The 18559-nt window shown below is 66.4% G+C and carries 18 protein-coding genes; 7 read left to right on the top strand and 11 right to left on the bottom strand.

Annotation, left to right across the window (positions count from 1 at the left end; translation table 11 throughout):
• Positions 1 to 2: 2 nt before the first annotated feature.
• The 3 genes from FGU64_RS20530 to FGU64_RS20520 form a co-directional block, all read right to left on the bottom strand.
• On the bottom strand, positions 3 to 917 hold the full coding sequence (locus FGU64_RS20530) for an ABC transporter permease subunit (RefSeq protein ID WP_139954822.1): 915 nt from the start codon (positions 915 to 917) through the stop codon (positions 3 to 5).
• 10 nt (positions 918 to 927) lie between these two features.
• Complete coding sequence (locus FGU64_RS20525) at positions 928 to 1932, bottom strand: ABC transporter permease subunit (protein WP_136358257.1); 1005 nt, start codon at positions 1930 to 1932, stop codon at positions 928 to 930.
• 90 nt (positions 1933 to 2022) lie between these two features.
• Entirely contained in the window at positions 2023 to 3606 is a 1584-nt protein-coding gene (locus FGU64_RS20520) for an ABC transporter substrate-binding protein (RefSeq protein WP_230978783.1), read from the bottom strand.
• A gap of 435 nt (positions 3607 to 4041) precedes the next feature.
• On the opposite strand from FGU64_RS20520, the gene FGU64_RS20515 reads away from it, so the two are divergent.
• Positions 4042 to 5979, top strand: coding sequence for a long-chain-fatty-acid--CoA ligase (locus FGU64_RS20515; protein WP_139954821.1), 1938 nt, complete (start codon positions 4042 to 4044; stop codon positions 5977 to 5979).
• A 297-nt stretch (positions 5980 to 6276) separates the two neighbouring features.
• Here the strand turns inward: FGU64_RS20515 and truA are convergent, their stop codons facing one another.
• The 3 genes from truA to fmt are packed head-to-tail and all read right to left on the bottom strand — an operon-like array spanning position 6277 to position 8478.
• A complete protein-coding gene (gene truA / locus FGU64_RS20510; protein ID WP_139954820.1) occupies positions 6277 to 7020 on the bottom strand; it encodes a tRNA pseudouridine(38-40) synthase TruA in 744 nt (247 codons plus the stop codon).
• Between the two features lie 13 nt (positions 7021 to 7033).
• The gene (locus FGU64_RS20505) at positions 7034 to 7540 is read right to left on the bottom strand and encodes an N-acetyltransferase (protein ID WP_139954819.1); all 507 of its coding nucleotides are present in this window, start codon (positions 7538 to 7540) and stop codon (positions 7034 to 7036) included.
• The gene (gene fmt, locus FGU64_RS20500; protein WP_139954818.1) at positions 7537 to 8478 is read right to left on the bottom strand and encodes a methionyl-tRNA formyltransferase; all 942 of its coding nucleotides are present in this window, start codon (positions 8476 to 8478) and stop codon (positions 7537 to 7539) included. The genes FGU64_RS20505 and fmt overlap by 4 nt, the downstream gene beginning before the upstream one ends.
• A gap of 158 nt (positions 8479 to 8636) precedes the next feature.
• Between fmt and FGU64_RS20495 the strand changes: the two genes are divergently transcribed.
• A complete protein-coding gene (locus FGU64_RS20495) occupies positions 8637 to 8876 on the top strand; it encodes a hypothetical protein (protein WP_136358268.1) in 240 nt (79 codons plus the stop codon).
• Positions 8877 to 8883: 7 nt separating this feature from the next.
• On the opposite strand, the gene def is transcribed toward FGU64_RS20495, so the two are convergent.
• Complete coding sequence (def, locus tag FGU64_RS20490; protein WP_139954817.1) at positions 8884 to 9414, bottom strand: peptide deformylase; 531 nt, start codon at positions 9412 to 9414, stop codon at positions 8884 to 8886.
• A gap of 95 nt (positions 9415 to 9509) precedes the next feature.
• Between def and FGU64_RS20485 the strand changes: the two genes are divergently transcribed.
• Positions 9510 to 10760 (top strand): DNA recombination protein RmuC, encoded by a 1251-nt coding sequence (locus FGU64_RS20485; RefSeq protein ID WP_139954816.1) that lies wholly within the window; start codon positions 9510 to 9512, stop codon positions 10758 to 10760.
• 217 nt (positions 10761 to 10977) lie between these two features.
• Here the strand turns inward: FGU64_RS20485 and FGU64_RS20480 are convergent, their stop codons facing one another.
• Entirely contained in the window at positions 10978 to 11385 is a 408-nt protein-coding gene (locus FGU64_RS20480) for a GFA family protein (protein WP_139954815.1), read from the bottom strand.
• Positions 11386 to 11428: 43 nt separating this feature from the next.
• Positions 11429 to 12391: a cation diffusion facilitator family transporter gene (locus FGU64_RS20475; RefSeq protein WP_139954814.1), complete on the bottom strand. Its 963-nt coding sequence runs from the start codon at positions 12389 to 12391 to the stop codon at positions 11429 to 11431.
• Positions 12392 to 12572: 181 nt separating this feature from the next.
• Between FGU64_RS20475 and FGU64_RS23770 the strand changes: the two genes are divergently transcribed.
• Together FGU64_RS23770 and sugE are read left to right on the top strand one after the other, a co-directional pair.
• A complete protein-coding gene (locus tag FGU64_RS23770; protein WP_281405281.1) occupies positions 12573 to 12698 on the top strand; it encodes a hypothetical protein in 126 nt (41 codons plus the stop codon).
• 147 nt (positions 12699 to 12845) lie between these two features.
• Entirely contained in the window at positions 12846 to 13160 is a 315-nt protein-coding gene (sugE, locus tag FGU64_RS20470) for a quaternary ammonium compound efflux SMR transporter SugE (RefSeq protein ID WP_139954813.1), read from the top strand.
• A 161-nt stretch (positions 13161 to 13321) separates the two neighbouring features.
• On the opposite strand, the gene FGU64_RS20465 is transcribed toward sugE, so the two are convergent.
• Positions 13322 to 13750: a DUF6481 family protein gene (locus FGU64_RS20465; RefSeq protein WP_136358281.1), complete on the bottom strand. Its 429-nt coding sequence runs from the start codon at positions 13748 to 13750 to the stop codon at positions 13322 to 13324.
• Between the two features lie 302 nt (positions 13751 to 14052).
• On the opposite strand from FGU64_RS20465, the gene FGU64_RS20460 reads away from it, so the two are divergent.
• Both FGU64_RS20460 and FGU64_RS20455 read left to right on the top strand, forming a co-directional pair.
• Entirely contained in the window at positions 14053 to 16065 is a 2013-nt protein-coding gene (locus tag FGU64_RS20460; RefSeq protein ID WP_246671382.1) for an AI-2E family transporter, read from the top strand.
• A 95-nt stretch (positions 16066 to 16160) separates the two neighbouring features.
• Entirely contained in the window at positions 16161 to 17162 is a 1002-nt protein-coding gene (locus FGU64_RS20455) for an LLM class flavin-dependent oxidoreductase (protein ID WP_139954811.1), read from the top strand.
• Between the two features lie 135 nt (positions 17163 to 17297).
• Here FGU64_RS20455 and FGU64_RS20450 read toward each other — a convergent pair whose 3' ends face one another.
• Complete coding sequence (locus tag FGU64_RS20450; protein ID WP_246671381.1) at positions 17298 to 18518, bottom strand: lytic murein transglycosylase; 1221 nt, start codon at positions 18516 to 18518, stop codon at positions 17298 to 17300.
• Between the last annotated feature and the right edge of the window lie 41 nt (positions 18519 to 18559).

Below are 18559 nucleotides of genomic sequence, written 5' to 3'. Positions count from 1 at the left end.
GGTCACGACCTCTTCATCTTGGGGTCGAGCGCGTCGCGCAGGCCGTCGCCCATGACGTTGATGGCGAGCACGGTGATGAGGATGGCGAGGCCGGGCAGCGTCACCACCCACCAGGCGCGCAGGATGAACTCGCGCGCCTCGGCCAGCATGGTGCCCCATTCCGGCGTCGGCGGCTGCGCGCCCATGCCGAGGAAGCCGAGGGCGGCCGCATCGAGGATGGCGTTGGAGAAGGAGAGCGTCGCCTGCACGATCAGCGGCGCCATGCAGTTGGGCAGGATGGTCCTGAACATCAGGCGCAGCGGGCCGGCGCCGGCGACGCGCGCGGCCACCACGTAGTCGCGCGTCTTCTCCGACATCACCGCCGCGCGCGTCAGGCGCACGAAATGCGGCTGGTAGACGAGGGCGATGGCGATCATGGCGTTGTCGAGGCCCGGCCCCAGCACCGCCACCAGCGTCAGCGCGAGGAGCAGCGAGGGGAAGGCCAGGATGATGTCCATCAGCCGCATGATGACGGTATCGACCCAGCCGCGGAAATAGCCGGCGACGACGCCGATCAGGATGCCGGCGACCAGCGCGATGGCCGTGACGACGATGCCGATGAACAGCGAATAGCGTGCGCCGAACAGAAGGCGCGAGAGGATGTCGCGGCCGACCGCGTCGGTGCCGAGCAGGAACTCCCAGCGCCCGCCGTCCTGCCAGACCGGCGGCACCAGCACGGCGTCGCGGTACTGCTGGTAAGGCTCGTGCGGCGCGATCAGCGGCGCCAGAACCGCCACGATGATGAGGGCAAGGACAAACCACAGGCCGATGACGGCGCCCTTGTTTTCCGAAAAATAGAACCAGAACTCGGCGAGTTGGCGCCGGCGCGGCGACATCTCGTCGAGGGAGGAAGCGGTCTTGGCGGTCGTGTCAGCCATCGTCCTCTCCTCAATGCCGGATGCGCGGATTGACCAGCCCGTAGAGCAGGTCAACGATCAGGTTGACGATCATGATGATGGCGGCGATCAAGAGCAGCCCGCCCTGGATGACGGGATAGTCGCGCTTGAACACCGAATCGACCATCCACTTGCCGATGCCCGGCCAGGAGAAGATCGTCTCGGTCAGGATCGCGCCGGCCAGCATCACGCCGACCTGCAGGCCGATGGTGGTGATGACCGGTATCATGGCGTTGCGCAGCGCATGGATGCCGACGACGCGGAAGGGCGAAAGGCCCTTGGCGCGGGCGGTGCGCACATAGTCCTCCGACAGCACTTCCAGCATGGCCGAGCGCGTCTGGCGCGCGATGACGGCGAGCGGAATGGTGCCGAGCACGATGGTCGGCAGGATGAGATGGCTGAGCGCGGAGGTGAAGGCGCCCTTCTGGCCGGACAGCAGCGAGTCGATCAGCATGAAGCCGGTGACGGATGGGAAGAAATAGAGCAGGTCGATGCGGCCCGACACCGGCGTCCAGCGCAGGATGCCGGAGAACAGGATGATCAGCAGCAGGCCCCACCAGAAGATCGGCATCGAGTAGCCGACCAGCGCCGCCCCCATCACCGACTGGTCGAAGAAGGAGCCGCGCTTGATGGCGGCGAAGACGCCGGCCGGAATGCCGAGCACGATGGCGAAGATGATGGCGCAGACGGAGAGTTCCAGCGTCGCCGGGAACAGCGCGAAGAACTGCTGGATGATCGGTCGCTTGGTGACGATGGAGGTGCCGAAGTCGCCCTGCAGGATGCCGCCGATATAGGAAAGGTACTGCACGACCATCGGCCGATCCATGCCGAGTTCATGCATGATCTGGGTGTGGCGCGCCGGGTCCATGACGCGTTCGCCCGACATCAGCATGACCGGATCGCCCGGCAAAAGGCGGATGAAGGCGAAGGCGATGATCGAGACCCCGATGAAAGTGGGGATCAGGACCAGCAGCCGACCGAAGAAGAATTTGAGCATGGATGTCCTATGACATCTCGCCCCGGCCGGAGCAACCGACCAGGGACGGATAAGCAAGCGCCCGGCCGGAGCCGGGCGCTGTTTGGAGGATTACTCGGCGATGTCGACGTTGTCGAAGCGATGGATGCCGAGCGGGTCCTGGGTGTAGCCGGTGACCTTCTTCGACATCGGCATGAACACCGTCGAGTGGTCGATCGTGGCCCAGGGCGCCTCCTTCTTGAAGACCACCTGCGCCTGCTCGTAGAGCTTGGCGCGTTCGGCCTGGTCGGAGGTCTGCTTGGCCTTCTTCACCAGATCGTCGAACTCCTTGTTGCACCACTGGGCGCGGTTGTTGCCGCCGACGGCGGTGCAGCCCAGGAGCGTGTCGAGGAAGTTGTCCGGATCGCCGTTGTCGCCGGTCCAGCCGAGGATGACGGCGCCGTCGCGGTCCTTGTCGGACGAGCGCTTCAGGTACTCGGCCCACTCATAGGAGACGATCTCGGCGGTGACACCGACCTTGGCGAGGTCCGCCTGCATCAGCTCCGCCGCACGGCGGGCGTTCAGCATGTAGGGACGCGAAACCGGCATCGCCCAGATCTTCATCTTGAGATCCTTGACGCCGGCCTTCTCCAGCGCGGCCTTGGCCGCGTCGGGGTTGTATTCGTCATCCTTCACGTCGTTGTTGTAGGACCACATGGTCGGCGGGATCGGGTTCTTGGCGACTTGCGCCTGGCCCTCGAAGACGGCGTCGACGATCGCCTTCTTGTTGATCGCCTCGTTCAGCGCGCGGCGCACCTCGGCCTTGTCGAAGGGCGCGACCAGCGTGTTGTAGGCGAGATAGGCGACGTTGAGGCCGGCCTGCTCCTCGACGTTCAGATCCTTGTTGTCCTTGAGCGCCTGGACGTCAGCCGCGTTCGGATACGGATAGATCTGGCATTCGCCGGCTTCCAGCTTCTGCCGGCGCACCGAGGCGTCGGTGGTGATGGCGAAGACGAGATCATCGATCTTCGGCTTGCCGTTCCAGTAGCTGTCATTGGCCTTGTAGCGGATCGCCGCATCCGGCTGGTAGGCGACGAAGGTGAAGGGGCCGGTGCCCAGCGGCTGCTGGTTCATCTGCTCCATCTTGCCGTCGGCGGCCAGCTTGTCGGCATATTCCTTCGACAGGATCGAGGCGAAGTCCATGCCGAGGTCGGCCATGAACGGCGCCTCGGGATGGTTCAGCACGAACTTGACGGTGTGGTCGTCGACCTTCTCTATTCCCTTGATGAGGTCGGGGAAGCCCATGCCGGCCGAATATTCCCAGGAAGCGCCGGCGACGTACTTGTTCCACGGATTGTCGGCCTTGAGCTGGCGCTCGAAGGAGTAGATCACATCGTCGGCGTTGAACTCGCGCGTCGGCGTGAAGAAGTCGGTGGTCTGGAACTTGACGCCCTGGCGCAGCTTGAAGGTGTATTCCAGGCCGTCATCGGAAATCGTCCAGCTCTCGGCGAGGCCGGGCTCGAGCTCGGTGGAGCCGTGCTTGAACTCGACGAGGCGGTTGTAGACCGTGCGCGAGGACGCATCGAACGTCGTGCCGGCGGTGTAGAGGCCGGGGTCGAAGCCTTCCGGCGACCCTTCCGAACAGTAGACCAGCGTCTTTGCGTTGGCCACGCCTCCCAGCACCGTTGCGGCCAGCAACGCAGCCGCAAAAGCCATTTTCTTTTTCATTGAGAACTCCCTGAAGTTTTTCCAAGCCCCTCTATCAGGCTCGCGGAGGCCGCATATAAGCATCGTTTTCAAAGCTTTGGAACACCCAGTTTGCTTACCGCACGGCATGCGGAACGACGTTCCAAGAAAAGCCACATTCTTAGCAAAACCGTTCCTCGTCGAATATATCACGCAGTTTTCATGGCTGTCTTTTTCGCGTGATAAGCAAAATTTTCTCCGCCTTTCCTGCCTACCGACAGCGCCGGCGAAACCTGCGCCCGACCGCATCCGCGCCGAAAGACGCGGTGCGACGAATTCCTTGCCGGCCTGCCCTTGGGGCAAGACTTGCGCAGCTTTGGGATTGTCGCGATAGATAGTCCGCAAGGATGCGATGCCGGCAAATCCCGGCCCGCATCCACCGGGACACCTATCGGGGAGGAGCAGGTGGCGAAGTCAGCCGGCACGACGACCAGGAAGAAGGCGGCGGACACAAAAAGACAGGCAGGCGCCAAGCCGGCGACGGATGCCAAGCCGGCAGTCGCAAAGCGGACGGGCGCCAAGCCGGCGGCGAAAGCCGCGGCCAAGCCTGTCGCCCCCGCCAAGGCGAAGGCTGCGCCGGTCGCCGCGCGCAAGCAGGCGGCGCAGACAGCACCCAAGGCCCGGACGGCGCCTAAGTCGTTGCCGAAGGCGAGTGCCGCCATCGCATCGGGCGAGGCGGCCAAGCCGTGGCTGGCGAGCTATCCGGACATCATCCCAGCCGAGATCGGCCCGCTGCCGGCGTCATCGATCGGCGCGCTTCTGGTGGAGGCCTGCCAGCGTTTCGCCAGCCGCCCGGCCTTCACCTGTATGGACAAGACCATCAGCTACGCCGAGACGGAGCGGCTGTCGGCAGACTTCGGCGCCTTCCTGCAATCGCGCGGTCTGGCGAAGGGCGCGCGCGTCGCCATCATGATGCCGAACACGCTGCAATATCCGGTGGCGATGATGGCGGTGCTCAGGGCCGGCTACGTCGTGGTCAACGTCAACCCGCTCTACACGCCGCGCGAACTGGAACACCAGTTGAAGGATTCCGGCGCCGAAGCCATCGTCATCCTGGAGAACTTCGCCTCGACCTTGCAGTCCGTGGTGGCCAAGACGGCGGTGAAGACCGTCGTCGTCGCCTCGCTCGGCGAAATGCTGGGCGGGCTGAAGGGGACGATCGTCAATTTCGTCGTGCGGCGGGTGAAGAAGCTGGTGCCCGCGTGGTCGCTGCCCGGCCATATAAAGTTCGCTGCCGCGCTCAGGGCCGGACGCGCCGGCACCTTCAAGCCGGCCGAGGTGTCGGCCGACGACGTCGCCTTCCTGCAATATACCGGCGGCACGACGGGCGTTTCCAAGGGCGCGACGCTGCTCCATCGCAACGTGCTGGCCAACGTGGCGCAGAACGCGCTGTGGGTGGAAACGGCCTTCATCAAGCGGCCGCGACCGGCCAACCTCGTCTATGTCTGCCCGCTGCCGCTCTACCATATCTACGCGCTGACGGTGAACGCGCTGATGGGCATGCAGCAGGGCGCGCAGAACCTGCTCATCACCAATCCGCGCGACATTCCGGGCTTCGTCAAGGAACTGGCGAAATACAAGATCAACATCTTCCCCGGCCTCAACACGCTGTTCAACGCGCTGCTCAACAATGAGGATTTCCGCAAACTGGATTTCAGACCGCTGGTGCTGACCTTCGCCGGCGGCATGGCCGCGCAGAAATCCGTCGCCGATCGCTGGAAGGAACTGACCGGCTGCATGATCTCGGAGGGGTACGGCCTGTCGGAGACCTCGCCGGTGGCGACCGCCAATCGCTTCGACGCCGACGCCTTCACCGGCACCATCGGCCTGCCGCTGCCCTCGACCGAACTCTCCATCCGCGACGACGACGGCGAACCGGTGCCGCTCGGCGAAGTCGGCGAGATCTGCATCCGCGGGCCGCAAGTGATGGCCGGCTACTGGCAGCGGCCCGACGAGACGGCCAAGGTGATGACCGCCGACGGCTTCTTCAAGACCGGCGACATGGGGTTCATGGACCCGCAGGGCTACACCAAGATCGTCGACCGCAAGAAGGACATGATCCTGGTCTCAGGCTTCAACGTCTACCCGAACGAACTGGAGGAAGTGGCGGCGCAGCATCCCGGCGTGCTGGAAGTGGCGGCCATCGGCGTGCCGGACGAGAAGTCCGGCGAGGTGCCGAAGCTTTTCGTCGTCAGGAAGGACCCGGCGCTGACCGAGGCCGACCTGCTCGCCTTCTGCCGCGAGCGGCTGACCGGCTACAAGCGCCCGCGCCACGTCGAGTTCCGCACCGAACTGCCGAAGACCAATGTCGGCAAGATTTTGCGGCGGCAGCTGCGGGGGTGAGGATCGCGGCGGGGCTGTCATATACGGAATTTTTTCAGGCCCTGCGCGTACTTCCTCCTGAAGGCAAGGGCATCACATAGGTGTTTCCCCCTCTCCGTCTCGGGCTACGCCCGAGCCACCTCTCCCCCACTTCGTGAGGGCGAGGATGGGCGCCAAGCCTGCGACCGGCCTATCCTCTCCACCCGGAACGGGGGGAGAGGTGGCGCGCGTAGCGCGACGGAGAGGGGGCCACGCCATATGCGATAACACTGCCGTGTAAGGACGGGGTACCGCGACAGGCCCAACTGGCAAACTGCCTCAATAATTCACGCCAACCAGAAACAGCCCGTCCGGCGGCGCGACCTGGCCGCAGGCGGCGCGGTCGCGGGCATTGAGCGCGGCCTTCAGGTCCTCGGACGTCCACGCACCCTCGCCCACCTTCTTCAGCGAGCCGACCATGGAGCGCACCTGGTTGTGCAGGAAGGAGCGGGCCGAGGCGAAGATCTCGATCGTATCGCCGCTGCGCCTCACATCGAGGCGGTCGAGCGTGCGCAAGGGGCTGTTGGCCTGGCATTGCGCCGAGCGGAAGGTGGTGAAGTCGTGCCGGCCGAGAAGCTGCTTCGCCGCCTCATCCATCGCCTCGGCATCGAGGCGCTTCGGCACCCACCAGACCTTGCCCTTGTCCAGCGCCGGCGGCGCGCGGCGGTTGGCGATGCGGTAGACGTAGTGCCGGGCCCTGGCTGAGAAGCGGGCGTCGAAATCGTTGGCGACGACGCTCGCGGCAAGGACGGCGACGCGCTCGCCGGCCTGTTGCAGATGCGCGTTGACGGCGTCGCGCACGGTGTCCGGCCGCCAGTCCTTCGCCAGATCGATATGGGCGACCTGGCCGGTGGCATGGACGCCGGCATCGGTGCGGCCGGCGCCGCGCAAGGTGATCGCCTCGCCGCAGAATTTTTCCAGCGCCTGCTCTATGGCCGCCTGCACCGAATGCTGGCCGGCCTGCCGCTGCCAGCCGGCATAGGGGCCGCCGTCATATTCGATGTCTAGGCGGAAGCGCGGCATCCCGGAAAAGGGGTCAGGCGGCCAGTGCCGAGAAGGCCGGCGCGTAGACCAGTTGCCCGCTTTCCGGCGCCTCACCCCAGGCAAGCGCCTGCAAGGCTTCGCCCTGGTATTCGCTGTCGAAGCCGGCGGCGCGCTGATGGCTGTAGCCGAAGCGGCCGTAATAGGCCGGGTCGCCGAGCACGATGGCCAGCGTCTCGCCCGCTTCCTTCAGCCTGAGATGCCCCTCGCGCACCAGTGCGCCGCCGATGCCGGTGCCGTGGAAGGACGGCTCGACCGCCAGCGGCGCCAGCGCCACCGCTGGGAAAGACTTGCCGCCGTTCTGTACGGCGAGCCGCGAAAACAGGATGTGGCCGACCACCTGGCCCTCGTCCACCGCGACCAGTTCCAGCACCGTATCGCCGCCGCCGACCAGCGCGTCGACAAGACCTGCCTCCGCCTGCTGGCCGAAGGCATGTTCCTCGACGAGGCGGATCGCCTCGCGGTCGCGCGGCGTGGCCGCGCGGATAGACATCATGCTCATGACAGTCTCGTTCCTTTTTCCAGTCTCGTGCCGCGCAGGAAATCGTCAGCGGCTGCGGGCTTGCCACCCGCCTTCTGCACCTCGGTGAGCCGCACCGCACCGCTGCCGCAGGCGACCGTCAGCTGCCCATCCAGGATCTCGCCCGGTTCGCCGGCCTGCATGCCGTCCGCCAGCGTCGAGCGCAGCAGCTTCAGCCGCTCCGGCTTACCGCCGACAGCGACCTCGCACCATGCGCCGGGAAACGGCGACAGGCCGCGAATGGCGTTGTGGACGTCGGGCGCCGGCCGGGTCCAGTCGATGCGGGTTTCGCCTTTATCGATCTTTTTTGCGTAGGTCACGCCTTCTTTTGACTGTTCGGTAAAAGAAAGCGCGCCGGTTTCAAGCCGCCGAAGCCCCTCGACCATCAGCGCGGCGCCTGCGTCCATCAGGCGATCGTGCAGGTCGCCGGCGGTCATGTCGGCACCAATAACCACTTTTTCAACCAGCCCGACCGGGCCGGTGTCCAGCCCCTCCTCCATCCTCATCACCATCATGCCGGTCTCGACGTCGCCGGCCATGATGGCACGCTGGATGGGAGCGGCGCCGCGCCAGCGCGGCAGAAGCGAGGCATGGCCGTTGAGGCAGCCGAGACGGGGCGCGTCCAGCACCGGCTTCGGCAACAGAAGGCCATAGGCGACGACGGCGGCGACGTCGGCGTTCAGCGCGGCGAAGGCCTGCTGCTCGGTCTCGCCCTTGAGCGAGACGGGCGTTCGCACCTCGACGCCCAGCCGTTCGGCCTCGCGCTGCACCGGTGACGACGTCAGTTCCAGCCCGCGCCGGCCGGCGGCGCGCGGCGGCTGCGTGTAGACGGCGACGATCTCGTGACCGGCCCCGGCCAGCGCGCGCAAGGTCGGCACCGAGAAATCGGGCGTGCCCATGAAGACGATGCGAAGCGGCATTTTTCTCCCCGGCTTCGATCCGGTGGGGACGGTTTGAACGGCTTTCCACGCCTCGGGTCAAGCCGCTGGCGAGAAATGGCAGGAACCTCGTCCCGACTTATCCACGGTCCTCTGCACGGCCTTACCCTCAAGGCATCCGACATCGAAGGAGTTGCGCCATGGGCAAGCAGCGCGAATCTCGTCCTGCCCTGCATTCCGCCATCGCAGGCGTGGAAGCACGTGACACACAATACAGGGCCGGCGTCGCCGAGACGGTCCGGCATCGCACATTGGTGCTGCGCATCCGGCCGCTCGGCCTGTGGATGGTGGTGGCGCTGGCACTGGCGCCGAGCCTGTGGCCATGGCTTGTCGCCCTTGGCCGGCTCGGGCTGCAATGGCTGGCGGCGATCCTGTCGTGAGGCCGGATCACCCCACCAGGCGGCCGGGGGCCTTGTCCTTGGCCAGTTTGCGGAACTTCTTCACCACCATGTCGCGCTTCAGCTTGGAGATATGGTCGATGAACAGGACCCCGTTCAGGTGGTCGATCTCGTGCTGGAGACAGGTCGCCATCAGCCCCTCGGCCATGATCTCCTGCTCCTTGCCGTCGCGGTCGAGATATTTCACCCGGACCGAGGCCGGGCGCTCGACCTCGGCATAATAGTCCGGGATCGACAGGCACCCCTCCTCGTAGACCGAGCGGGCGTCGGCGCTTTCGAGGATTTCCGGGTTGATGAAGACATGCGGCGCGGGCGTCTCGTCTTCCTTGGCGAGGTCGATGACCAGCAGCCTGAGCGGCTCGCCGATCTGGATGGCCGCCAGCCCGATGCCGGGCGCGTCGTACATCGTTTCCAGCATGTCGTCGGCGAGTTGCCTGAGCGGCGCGTCGACGCGCTCCACCGGCCTGGAAAGCTGGCGCAACACGGGATCGGGAAGGATGATGAGCGGCTTGATCGACATGCGCCTCACCTAAGACCTCGGCTGGCGAGCGTCAACGGCAATGATTGTTCACGTTTTGATCTTTCGACACCGGGCGAATCGTCTATGCTGGCGCGATGAACGAAAGCGCCGCCTTCCTGTCTGCCCCGCTTTTCCGCCTCGGCGCCAGCACCGTCACGGTGGGCGGCGCGCTGGCGTTCGCGGGCGTGCTGCTTTTCATCCTGCTTGCTTTGCTCGTCGCCGCCGTCTGGCGCGCCGGCAAGGCGCGGGCAACCGCTGCGGCCGAGCAGGCGGCGGCAGCGCGCGAAGCCGAGGCGCGCATGGCCGGCATCCTGCAGGCGCAGGCCGAGATGCAGGGGCGCATGGGGACGCTGGCCGAGGTGTTCGGCTCGCGTCAGGCGGAACTGACGCAGGCGATCGGCAACCGGCTCGACGCCATGACAGGACGGCTCGGCCAGTCGATGAGCGAGCAGGCCCGCTCGACGCACGAAAGCCTCGCCAGGTTGCAGGAGCGGCTAGCCGTCATCGACACCGCGCAGGGCAACATCCAGTCGCTCGCTGGCCAGGTAGTGCAGTTGCAGGCGATCCTGTCCAACAAGCAGACGCGCGGCGCCTTCGGCCAGTCGCGCATGGAGGCGATCGTCGCCGACGGCCTGCCGCACGGCGCCTACGAGTTCCAGGCGACGCTGTCGAACGGCAGCCGGCCGGACTGCATCATCAGGATGCCGAACGACACGCCGTCGCTGGTCGTCGACGCGAAATTCCCGCTGGAGGCGTGGAACGCCATCCGCGCCGCCGAGGGCGAGGCGGCGCAAAAGGTCGCCTCACAGGCCTTCCGCCGCGACATCGAGGTGCATATCCGCGATATTTCGGAAAAGTACCTCATCCAGGGCGAGACGCAGGACACGGCCTTCATGTTCGTGCCGTCCGAATCGGTGTTCGCCGAGATCCACGAAAACTTCGAGGCACTGGTGCAGCGGGCGCACCGCGCCCGCATCGTCATCGTCTCGCCGTCGCTTCTGATGCTGTCGATCCAGGTGGTGCAGGCGATCCTCAAGGACGCGCGCATGCGCGAGCAGGCGCATCTGATCCAGGGCGAGGTGGTGCGGCTGATGGAGGACGTCGGCCGCCTCGACGAGCGCGTGCGCAAATTGCAGGCGCATTTCGGCCAGGCGGCGAAGGACATCGACGACATCCTTGTCTCGTCCTCCAAAGTGACGAAGCGCGGCCAGAAGATCGAGGCGCTGGAGTTCGGCTCGCCGGACGGCGGGGAAGACGAACCACGCCAGCCGGCGGCAGTCGGCAAGCGCGTCGCCGATTCCAAGACCGGGCAGCTCAGGCTGCGGGTGGTCGAGGGCGACGATTGAAGGGGTTTGACGCCTCGCTGGGCGTGGTCGCCTATGGCGTAGACCCCCACCCCTAACCCCTCCCCGCAAGGGGGAGGGAGACGCTGACGCCGCCGTTTCATCTAAAATCGGCAAGGTTGGCAGACTGTAGCTGCGCCGCAAAGTCCCCCCTCCCCCTTGCGGGGAGAGGTTAGGGGTGGGGGTGCGCGCCGTACGCGATCGCCATACCCGCAGGCGCCTAGCTCTGCTTCTCCACCGTCTCCAGTCCGTCGAACTCCGGCAGCCAGTGCAGCGCCGAGCGATGCCAGGTCTGGCGTCGCGGGATAAGGTCCTGCCGCTGGCGGGCGGTGCCGACGCGGATGCCGTAGACTTTCGGGCCGTCACCGACCGAGGTCGAATAGAGCTGCGAGCCGCAGTCGGCGCAGAAACCCTGAGCGCGCTTGGCGCCGCTTTCGGCGACCTTGATGTATTCCTTCGGCGTGCCGGCGGTGATGCGGTAGTCGCTTTCCGGCGCAAAGACGGTGACGCGGAAGGCCGTGCCGGTGATCTGCTGGCAATCCGTGCAATGGCAGATGGAGGTCTTTTCGGGATCGACCTCCGCTTCATAGGTGATGGCGCCGCAATGGCACCCGCCGTCGATCTTCATGTCACATCTCCCGGTCTGGTTTCCTCGCCACTCCGCCCTTGGTTCACACCTCGTCATCCGAGGCATCGGCCATCTGCTGCCGGCGCCTTTCCCATGTCCGTGTCGTCTGCGGCTTGACGAACAGGCTTTTGATCGTCGGCACCTCGGCCTTCAACCGCGCCTCGATGCGTTCGACGCAGGCCTCGATCTCGGGGGCCGCGACATGGTCCTCGAACTCGACGCTCAGGCCGGCGATGATCTCCTCGGGGCCGATATGGACGCTGACGAGACCGTTGGCCCGCTGCACCGCCGCGTCCTGCTGAGCGATCGCCAGCACCTTCGCCTGCACCTCGCGCGAAGCCGGCTCGCCGAGCAGCAGGCCCTTGCTCTCGCGCGCCAGGAATATAGCGGTCGCTCCCAGGATCGCGGCGATGCCGAGCGAGGCGACGCCGTCGAATTCGGGCATGTCGAAGAATTCGGCAGCCGAAATGCCGGCGAAGGCGACGAGAAGGCCGAGCAGGGCGGCGCTGTCCTCGAACAGCACCGTGTAGACGCTCGGGTCCTTGCTCAGCCGCACCGCCTGGAACCAGCCGAGCCGGCCCTTGGTCTTGCGGAACTCCTTCAGCGCCACCCACCAGGAGCCGCCCTCGAACAGCAGCGAGAAACCGAGGACGACATAGTTCACCATCGGGTTGGCGACCGGCTCGGGCGCCATGATGTGCATGACGCCCTCATAAAAGGAAACGCCGGCACCCAGCGCGAACACCAGGAGTGCTACGATGAAGCTCCAGAAATAAAGCTCGCGGCCATGGCCGAACGGATGCGTGCTGTCCGCCGGCCGCGCGGCGCGATGCATGCCATAGAGCAGGAGGCCGCCATTGCCGGTATCGACCAGCGAATGCACGCCCTCCGACAGCATGGCCGACGAGCCGGTGAAAAAGGCGGCGGCGAACTTGGTCAGCGCGATGGCCAGGTTGCCGGCCAGCGCCGCATAGATCACCCGTCTCGAGCCGCCGTGTCCTGCCATGGTGCCATCCGTCTAACGATCTTGCCAACATAGCGCCCGCAAGGCGGATGCACAGTGAGTTTTGCAACCGCGCTGCAACATTGCCGACACGGCCGGTTTTGCGGACGGCGGTTGTTTATCCCCCTTGCGGTCGGCCGCAACTCTTGCTTGATTCCGTTCCCCACAGACTGGAGGACAGGCCATGGCCAAAGGCGCGATGAAGGCGAAGAAGGAAGTCCGAAAACCCAAGAAGGACGCCAAGAAGCCGGCGGCAGCGGGAAAGACGCCGCCGCCGCCCGTTCAGGCGATCCGCATCAAGGAGAAATAGGCCCCTTCGGCGGCTCGACGGCCGGTTTTCGTTGAACCGGCTGCCTGCCTCCCTTATATCGAAGGCGCGGGGACGACCCCGCGCCGGGGTTTTTGCCCTTGGCTCGATACACGGCTGGACGGCTCGCCATTTCACAAGGAGCGGCCAATGCCGTGGACTCTTCTTTTTTTCGCGGGTCTTTTCGAAGTCGGTTGGGCAATCGGCCTGAAATATACGGACGGCTTCACCAGACCGATGCCGACAGTGCTGACGATCGTGTCGATGATCATCAGCATGGGCCTGCTTGGGTTGGCGCTGAAGGACCTGCCGGTCGGAACCGCCTACGCGGTTTGGACAGGTGTCGGCACGGTCGGCACAGCGATCCTGGGCATGTGGCTGCTCGGCGACCCGGCGACCGCCGTCAGGATCGGCTGCATTGCCCTGATCGTCTGCGGCATCGCCGGCCTCAAGCTGGTGGCCTGACCGGAGCAACCGGCCTTCCGGCGCGCACGATCCCGCTGCTGTGGATTGATCCGGTCAGCGCGCCCGCGCGGCGCCGGACGATGCGGTCCGGCTGCAAATGCTGAAACGCCAAAAGCCCGGCCACCGTTCGGTGGCCGGGCTTGTTTCAAATCCGAAACAAATCAGCGGGCGGAGAAGCCCGGAGGCGTGCGGCCGACGCGGGCCTTGCGCGCCGCGTAGCGGGCGTCGCGCTTGGCCTTGCGAGCCGCTTCGTCGGCGAGCTCGCCGGCGAGCCGTTCGGCCTCTTCGGCCGCGCGGACCTTAGCCTCTTCCGCGGCCTTGGCCTCGGCCTCGGCACGCAGGCGCGCCTCTTCGGCTTCGCGGGCAGCCTTTTCGGCCGCTTCGCGCGCCAGCTTCTCCTGCTTCAATTTCGCCTTTTCGGCCTCGCGGATGGCGCGGGCTTCCAAAATAGCCTTGCGTTCCGCCTGACGGGCCAGCACGGCCGGGTCATCCGCCGCGGGTCTTGCCTTGAAGCGCTCCAGAAGCGCCTTCTTTGCCTGATTTGCGGCATTGCGCCGCTCGAAGATGTCTTTTTCCCTGTAGATAGCCAAGTGTCATTCCCTGAAGTCAATTCGCGAGGCTTACATACGCGCGATAATGGCAAGTTCAAGCGCCAAAACGGTATGCCAGCCATGAAAATCCGTGAATTGGCTGCGACTTTGGGAGGGGGACGGAACCTTGCCCGGGCAGCGGCGTTCCTGCGCACGGCCCGACAAGGGGACCGGGAGGACTGACGGCGGCCGCATCGCCGGGGGATTTGGCGAAGCGCATGGGCGTTCTAGCCGCCATCCCCGCACGGCCTTCCCGGCGGCGCCTGTCTGTGAGGGGGAAGCCATTGACGACGAATTCCGAAATCCGCCGCGAAGCAGCCGCTGCCCCGCCGGAAGCAGCGAACGGCGACCTCACCCGCATTGCCGTGCCGCCGGTCGTCACCATCGTCGGCGTCACCGCCATCCTCTATCTCGGCAAGGACGTGCTTTTGCCGCTGGCGATCGCGATCCTGCTGACCTTCGCGCTGGCGCCGATCGTCTCGGCGCTGCGCAAGATGGCGGTGCCGAAGGTGGTCGCCGTGACGCTCACCGTGCTCTCGGCCTTCATCGTCATCGCCTGCTTCGCCTTCCTGGTCGCCTCGCAGGTCTCCAACCTCGCCCAGAACATCCCGACCTATCAGACCAACGTCGTCGAGAAGATCCGCTCGCTGAAGGAACTCGGCGCCGGCGGCGGCTTGATCGAGCGCCTGACGGGAGCGGCCGAGCGCGTCGGCCAGGAGCTCCAGGCCGGCACGCAAAGCGCCGAAACGCCGGAACAGAAGCCGCTGCCGGTCGAGATCGTCTCGCGCCAGAGCCCGCTCGATATCCTCAACAACATCGTCGTCCCGCTGATCAGCCCGTTCTCGATGGCCGGCCTCGTCATCGTCGTGGTGGTGTTCATGCTTTTGGAGCGCGAGGACCTGCGCGACCGCTTCATCCGGCTGGTCGGCTATGGCGACCTGCACAAGACCACCGAGGCGCTGCAGGACGCCGGCAAGCGCGTCGGCCGCTACCTGCTGATGCAGCTGGTCATCAACACGATCTACGCGGTGCCGATCACCGCCGGCCTGTGGCTGCTCGGCATCCCCAACGCGCTTCTGTGGGGCGGTCTGACGCTGGTGCTGCGCTTCGTGCCCTATATCGGGCCGGCCATCGGCATGCTGATGCCACTGCTGCTCACGCTGGCGGTGTCGCCGGGCTGGGCGCCGCTGCTGTGGACGGCTGCCCTGTTCATCGCCATGGAGCTGATCTCCAACAATGTGCTGGAACCATGGCTGTACGGCTCGGAAACGGGCCTGTCGCCGCTCGCCATCATCGTCGCGGCGATCTTCTGGGCCTGGCTGTGGGGGCCGCTCGGCCTGGTGCTGTCGACACCGCTGACGGTGTGTCTCGTCGTGCTCGGCCGGCACGTCTCGCAGTTCGAGTTCCTCGGCGTGCTGCTCGGCAACGAGCCGGTGCTGGAGCCGCACGCCCGCGTCTATCAGCGACTGCTTGCCGGCGACCCCTATGAGGCCGCCGACTACGCGGAGGACTATCTGGAAGACGAATATCTCGTCGATTTCTACGATGAGGTGGCGCTGCCCGCCCTGGTGCTGGGCGAGGTCGACCGCCAGCGCGGCGTCATGACCCACGAGCAGCGCGTGCGTTTCGCGACGGCCGCCGGCACGCTGGTGCAGGAGCTCGCCGACCTCGCTGAGGACGAGGTGGAAGAAAACGGCGCCGACGACGAGGCCGGGAAAAACGAAGCCGGAGCGGACACCGAGGACAACGACGACGCCGGCCCCGACCTGCCAGACGGCGAAGGCCGCAGCCTTGTCTGCATCGGCGGACGCGGCGAGATCGACGACGCGGCCGCCGCCATGGTGGCGCAGGTGCTGGAAATCCAGGGCGCGGAGACAGCGATCGCCGATTATCAGACCTTCGAACCGGAACGCTTCGGCGCGCTGGCGCTGGGCGAGGCCGACACCGTCGTCGTGACCTATCTCAACGCCGCTTCGCTGGCGCAGGCTCGTCACGCGGTGCGGCGGCTGAAGCGGCGTAAGGCGAAGCTTCGCGTCGGCCTGCTGGTGCCAATGGAAGCCAATGGCAATCGGCGGGGCTCGATCACCGAGGACGGGACCGGAGCGGATTTCGTCACCACGACGATCACGGAAACGGTGCGGCGCGCGCTTGCGCAGGAAAGCGCCAGACCGCTGAAGGCGCTGCCGAAGCGGCGGCCGGTACGACGCCGGCGTCCCGCCAAGGCGGTTTCCGGCAAGCAGGAGACGGCCAGGCCCGCCGCGAACGGACGCACGGCGCGCAAGCCGGCGCCGGCCAGGCAGCCCCAGAAAGCCTGAGCGCATCGGCGGGCGGGCATGGGCCAGTCCGCGCGCGTTCGCTTGCGCCCTCGCCGCCGCGCCCCCATATGGTCGCGAGCACCGGAGATTTTCGCATGACAGCCCTGTCCGTCCTCGACCTGTCCCCTATCGTCGAAGGCGGCACCGCCTCGCAGTCGCTCGCCAACTCGCTCGACCTCGCCCGCCACGCCGAACGGCTCGGCTACAAGCGCTACTGGCTGGCCGAGCACCACAACATGCCGGGCATCGCCAGCGCGGCCACCGCCGTCGTCATCGGCCATGTCGCGGCGGGCACGAAGACCATCCGCGTCGGCGCCGGCGGCATCATGCTGCCCAACCACGCGCCGCTGGTCATCGCCGAACAGTTCGGCACGCTTGCCGCCCTCTTTCCCGGCCGCATCGACCTCGGGCTCGGCCGTGCGCCCGGCACCGACATGCTGACGTCCCGCGCGCTGCGCCGCAATCTCGACGCCGGCGTGGACAATTTCCCGCAGGACGTGGTGGAACTGATGGGCTACTTCCAGCCGGCGGCGGAAGGCCAGCGCCTTCGCGCCGTGCCCGGCGAAGGGCAGGACGTGCCGGTGTGGATCCTCGGCTCCAGCCTCTACGGCGCGCAGCTCGCAGCCCTGCTCGGCCTGCCCTACGCCTTCGCCTCGCATTTCGCGCCGGCCGAACTGGACAACGCGCTTTCAGTCTACCGCTCGCGCTTCCAGCCTTCGGAGCATCTCGACAAGCCCTATGTCATGCTGGGGCTGAACGTCGTCGCCGCGCCTACGGACGCCGAGGCGCGCTTCCTGTTCACCTCGCTGCAGCAGGCCTTCGTCAACCTGCGCAGCGGCCGGCCGGGCAAGCTGCCCGCCCCTGTCGAAGGCTACGGCCGCGACCTCGACGCCAATGCCCGCGCCATGCTCGGCCATGCGCTGGCGCAGGCGGTGGTGGGCTCGCCCGAAACGGTCAGGCGCGGCGTCGAGGCCTTCATCGCCCGCACCGGCGCCGACGAACTGATGGTGACGGCGCAGGTGTTCGACCACGCGGCGCGCGTACGCTCGTTCGAGATCCTGGCCGACGTCCACAAGGAGATGGCGGCGGCGGCGTAGCGCCCTTTCCTCTCCCCGTTTACGGGGAGAGGGTGGCCCGAAGGGTCGGGTGAGGGGCAGCGCCCACTCGCGAAAGCTTGTACTGCCGCTCATCCGGCTGCCGCCACCTTCTCCCCGTAAACGGGGAGAAGGAAGTCACTTCACCGCCTTGACCAGCTTCTCGTCGGGGAAGCAGGTGGCGGCGCGGCCGTTCTTCTGCTGCCATTCGCCGATGGAGCGGCGCGTCCTGAAGCCGGGCAGGCCATCGACGCTGCCGACGTCGTAACCCTTTTTCTCCAGCGCCCGCTGCATGGCGGCGATGTCGGAGCGGTAGAGGCCGCCGACGGCGCCCCACTCGCCCGAGAACCGCCTGTCGCCATGGGCGATGCGGTCGGCGGACAGGCCGATGAACAGGGCGTAGAGGTCCGAGGTGTTGTATTCCTTCAGGACGTAGAAGTTCGGCGTGACGATGAAGGCCGGGCCATGGCGGCCGGCCGGCATCATGAGATACCCTTCAGCCTTCGCCTCGCTGGCCGGAAACGGCTTGCCGCCGACCCGGGCGATGCCGAGCTTGCCCCAGTCGGCAATCTTCCTGCCGCGATCCGGGCCTTCGAGCGCGCACGAAACGCTGTCCGGCACCGTCACTTCGAAGCCCCAGTCGCGCCCCCTCACCCAGCCGTAGTCGGCGAGATAATTGGCGATGGAAGCCAGCGTGTCGGGAACAGAATCCCAGATGTCGACGCGGCCGTCACCATCGAAATCCACCGCATGCTTGAGGAAGGAGGTCGGCATGAACTGCGGCTGGCCGAGCGCGCCGGCCCATGACGACTTCATCGCGCCCACCGGCTCCAATCCCTTCTGGACGATCTCCAGCGCGGCGATGAGTTCGGTGCGGTACATGTCGCGCTTGGTGGCCGACAGGAAGGCGCGCGTGCCCAGCACCTCGAAGGCGTCGTAGCGCAGCCTGGCCGCGCCGTAGCCGGTCTCGCGCCCCCAGACGGCGAGCACGATGCCACCCGGCACGCCGTAGCGCTGCTCGATCCTTGCAAGCGTGGAGGCATACCGGCCGGCGCGGGCGCGTCCGCCGGTAGCGACCGGCGCCAGCGTCTTTTCGGCGAAGTAAGGCCCCGGCGAGCCGAATTCCGCCTGGTGCTGGACCTTGGGCGTCGAAGGCTTTTCGCCGGGCATGACGAGGTCCGGCAGCTTGAGGTTCGGCTTCACGCCGTCGAAAGCCTGATTGAAGGTCTTGCGCGAGATGCCCCTTGCCTCGGCGTCCGGCCAAAGGTCGGTCTGCAGCCAGGCGCGGAACTGCCCGTCGACCTTCGCGGCGGAAGCGGGGGCGGCAAGGACCAGCAGGACCGATGCGGCTTGAAGCAGGAACCCGAAGAACCCGGCGTGGCGGAACTTGTCACCAAAAG

This window comes from Mesorhizobium sp. 8 (assembly GCF_006351905.1).
GTDB classification, from domain to species: Bacteria; Pseudomonadota; Alphaproteobacteria; order Rhizobiales; family Rhizobiaceae; genus Mesorhizobium; species Mesorhizobium composti.
The sequence above is the reverse complement of the archived record's forward strand: the minus strand, read 5'-3'. Positions and strand labels throughout refer to the sequence as shown.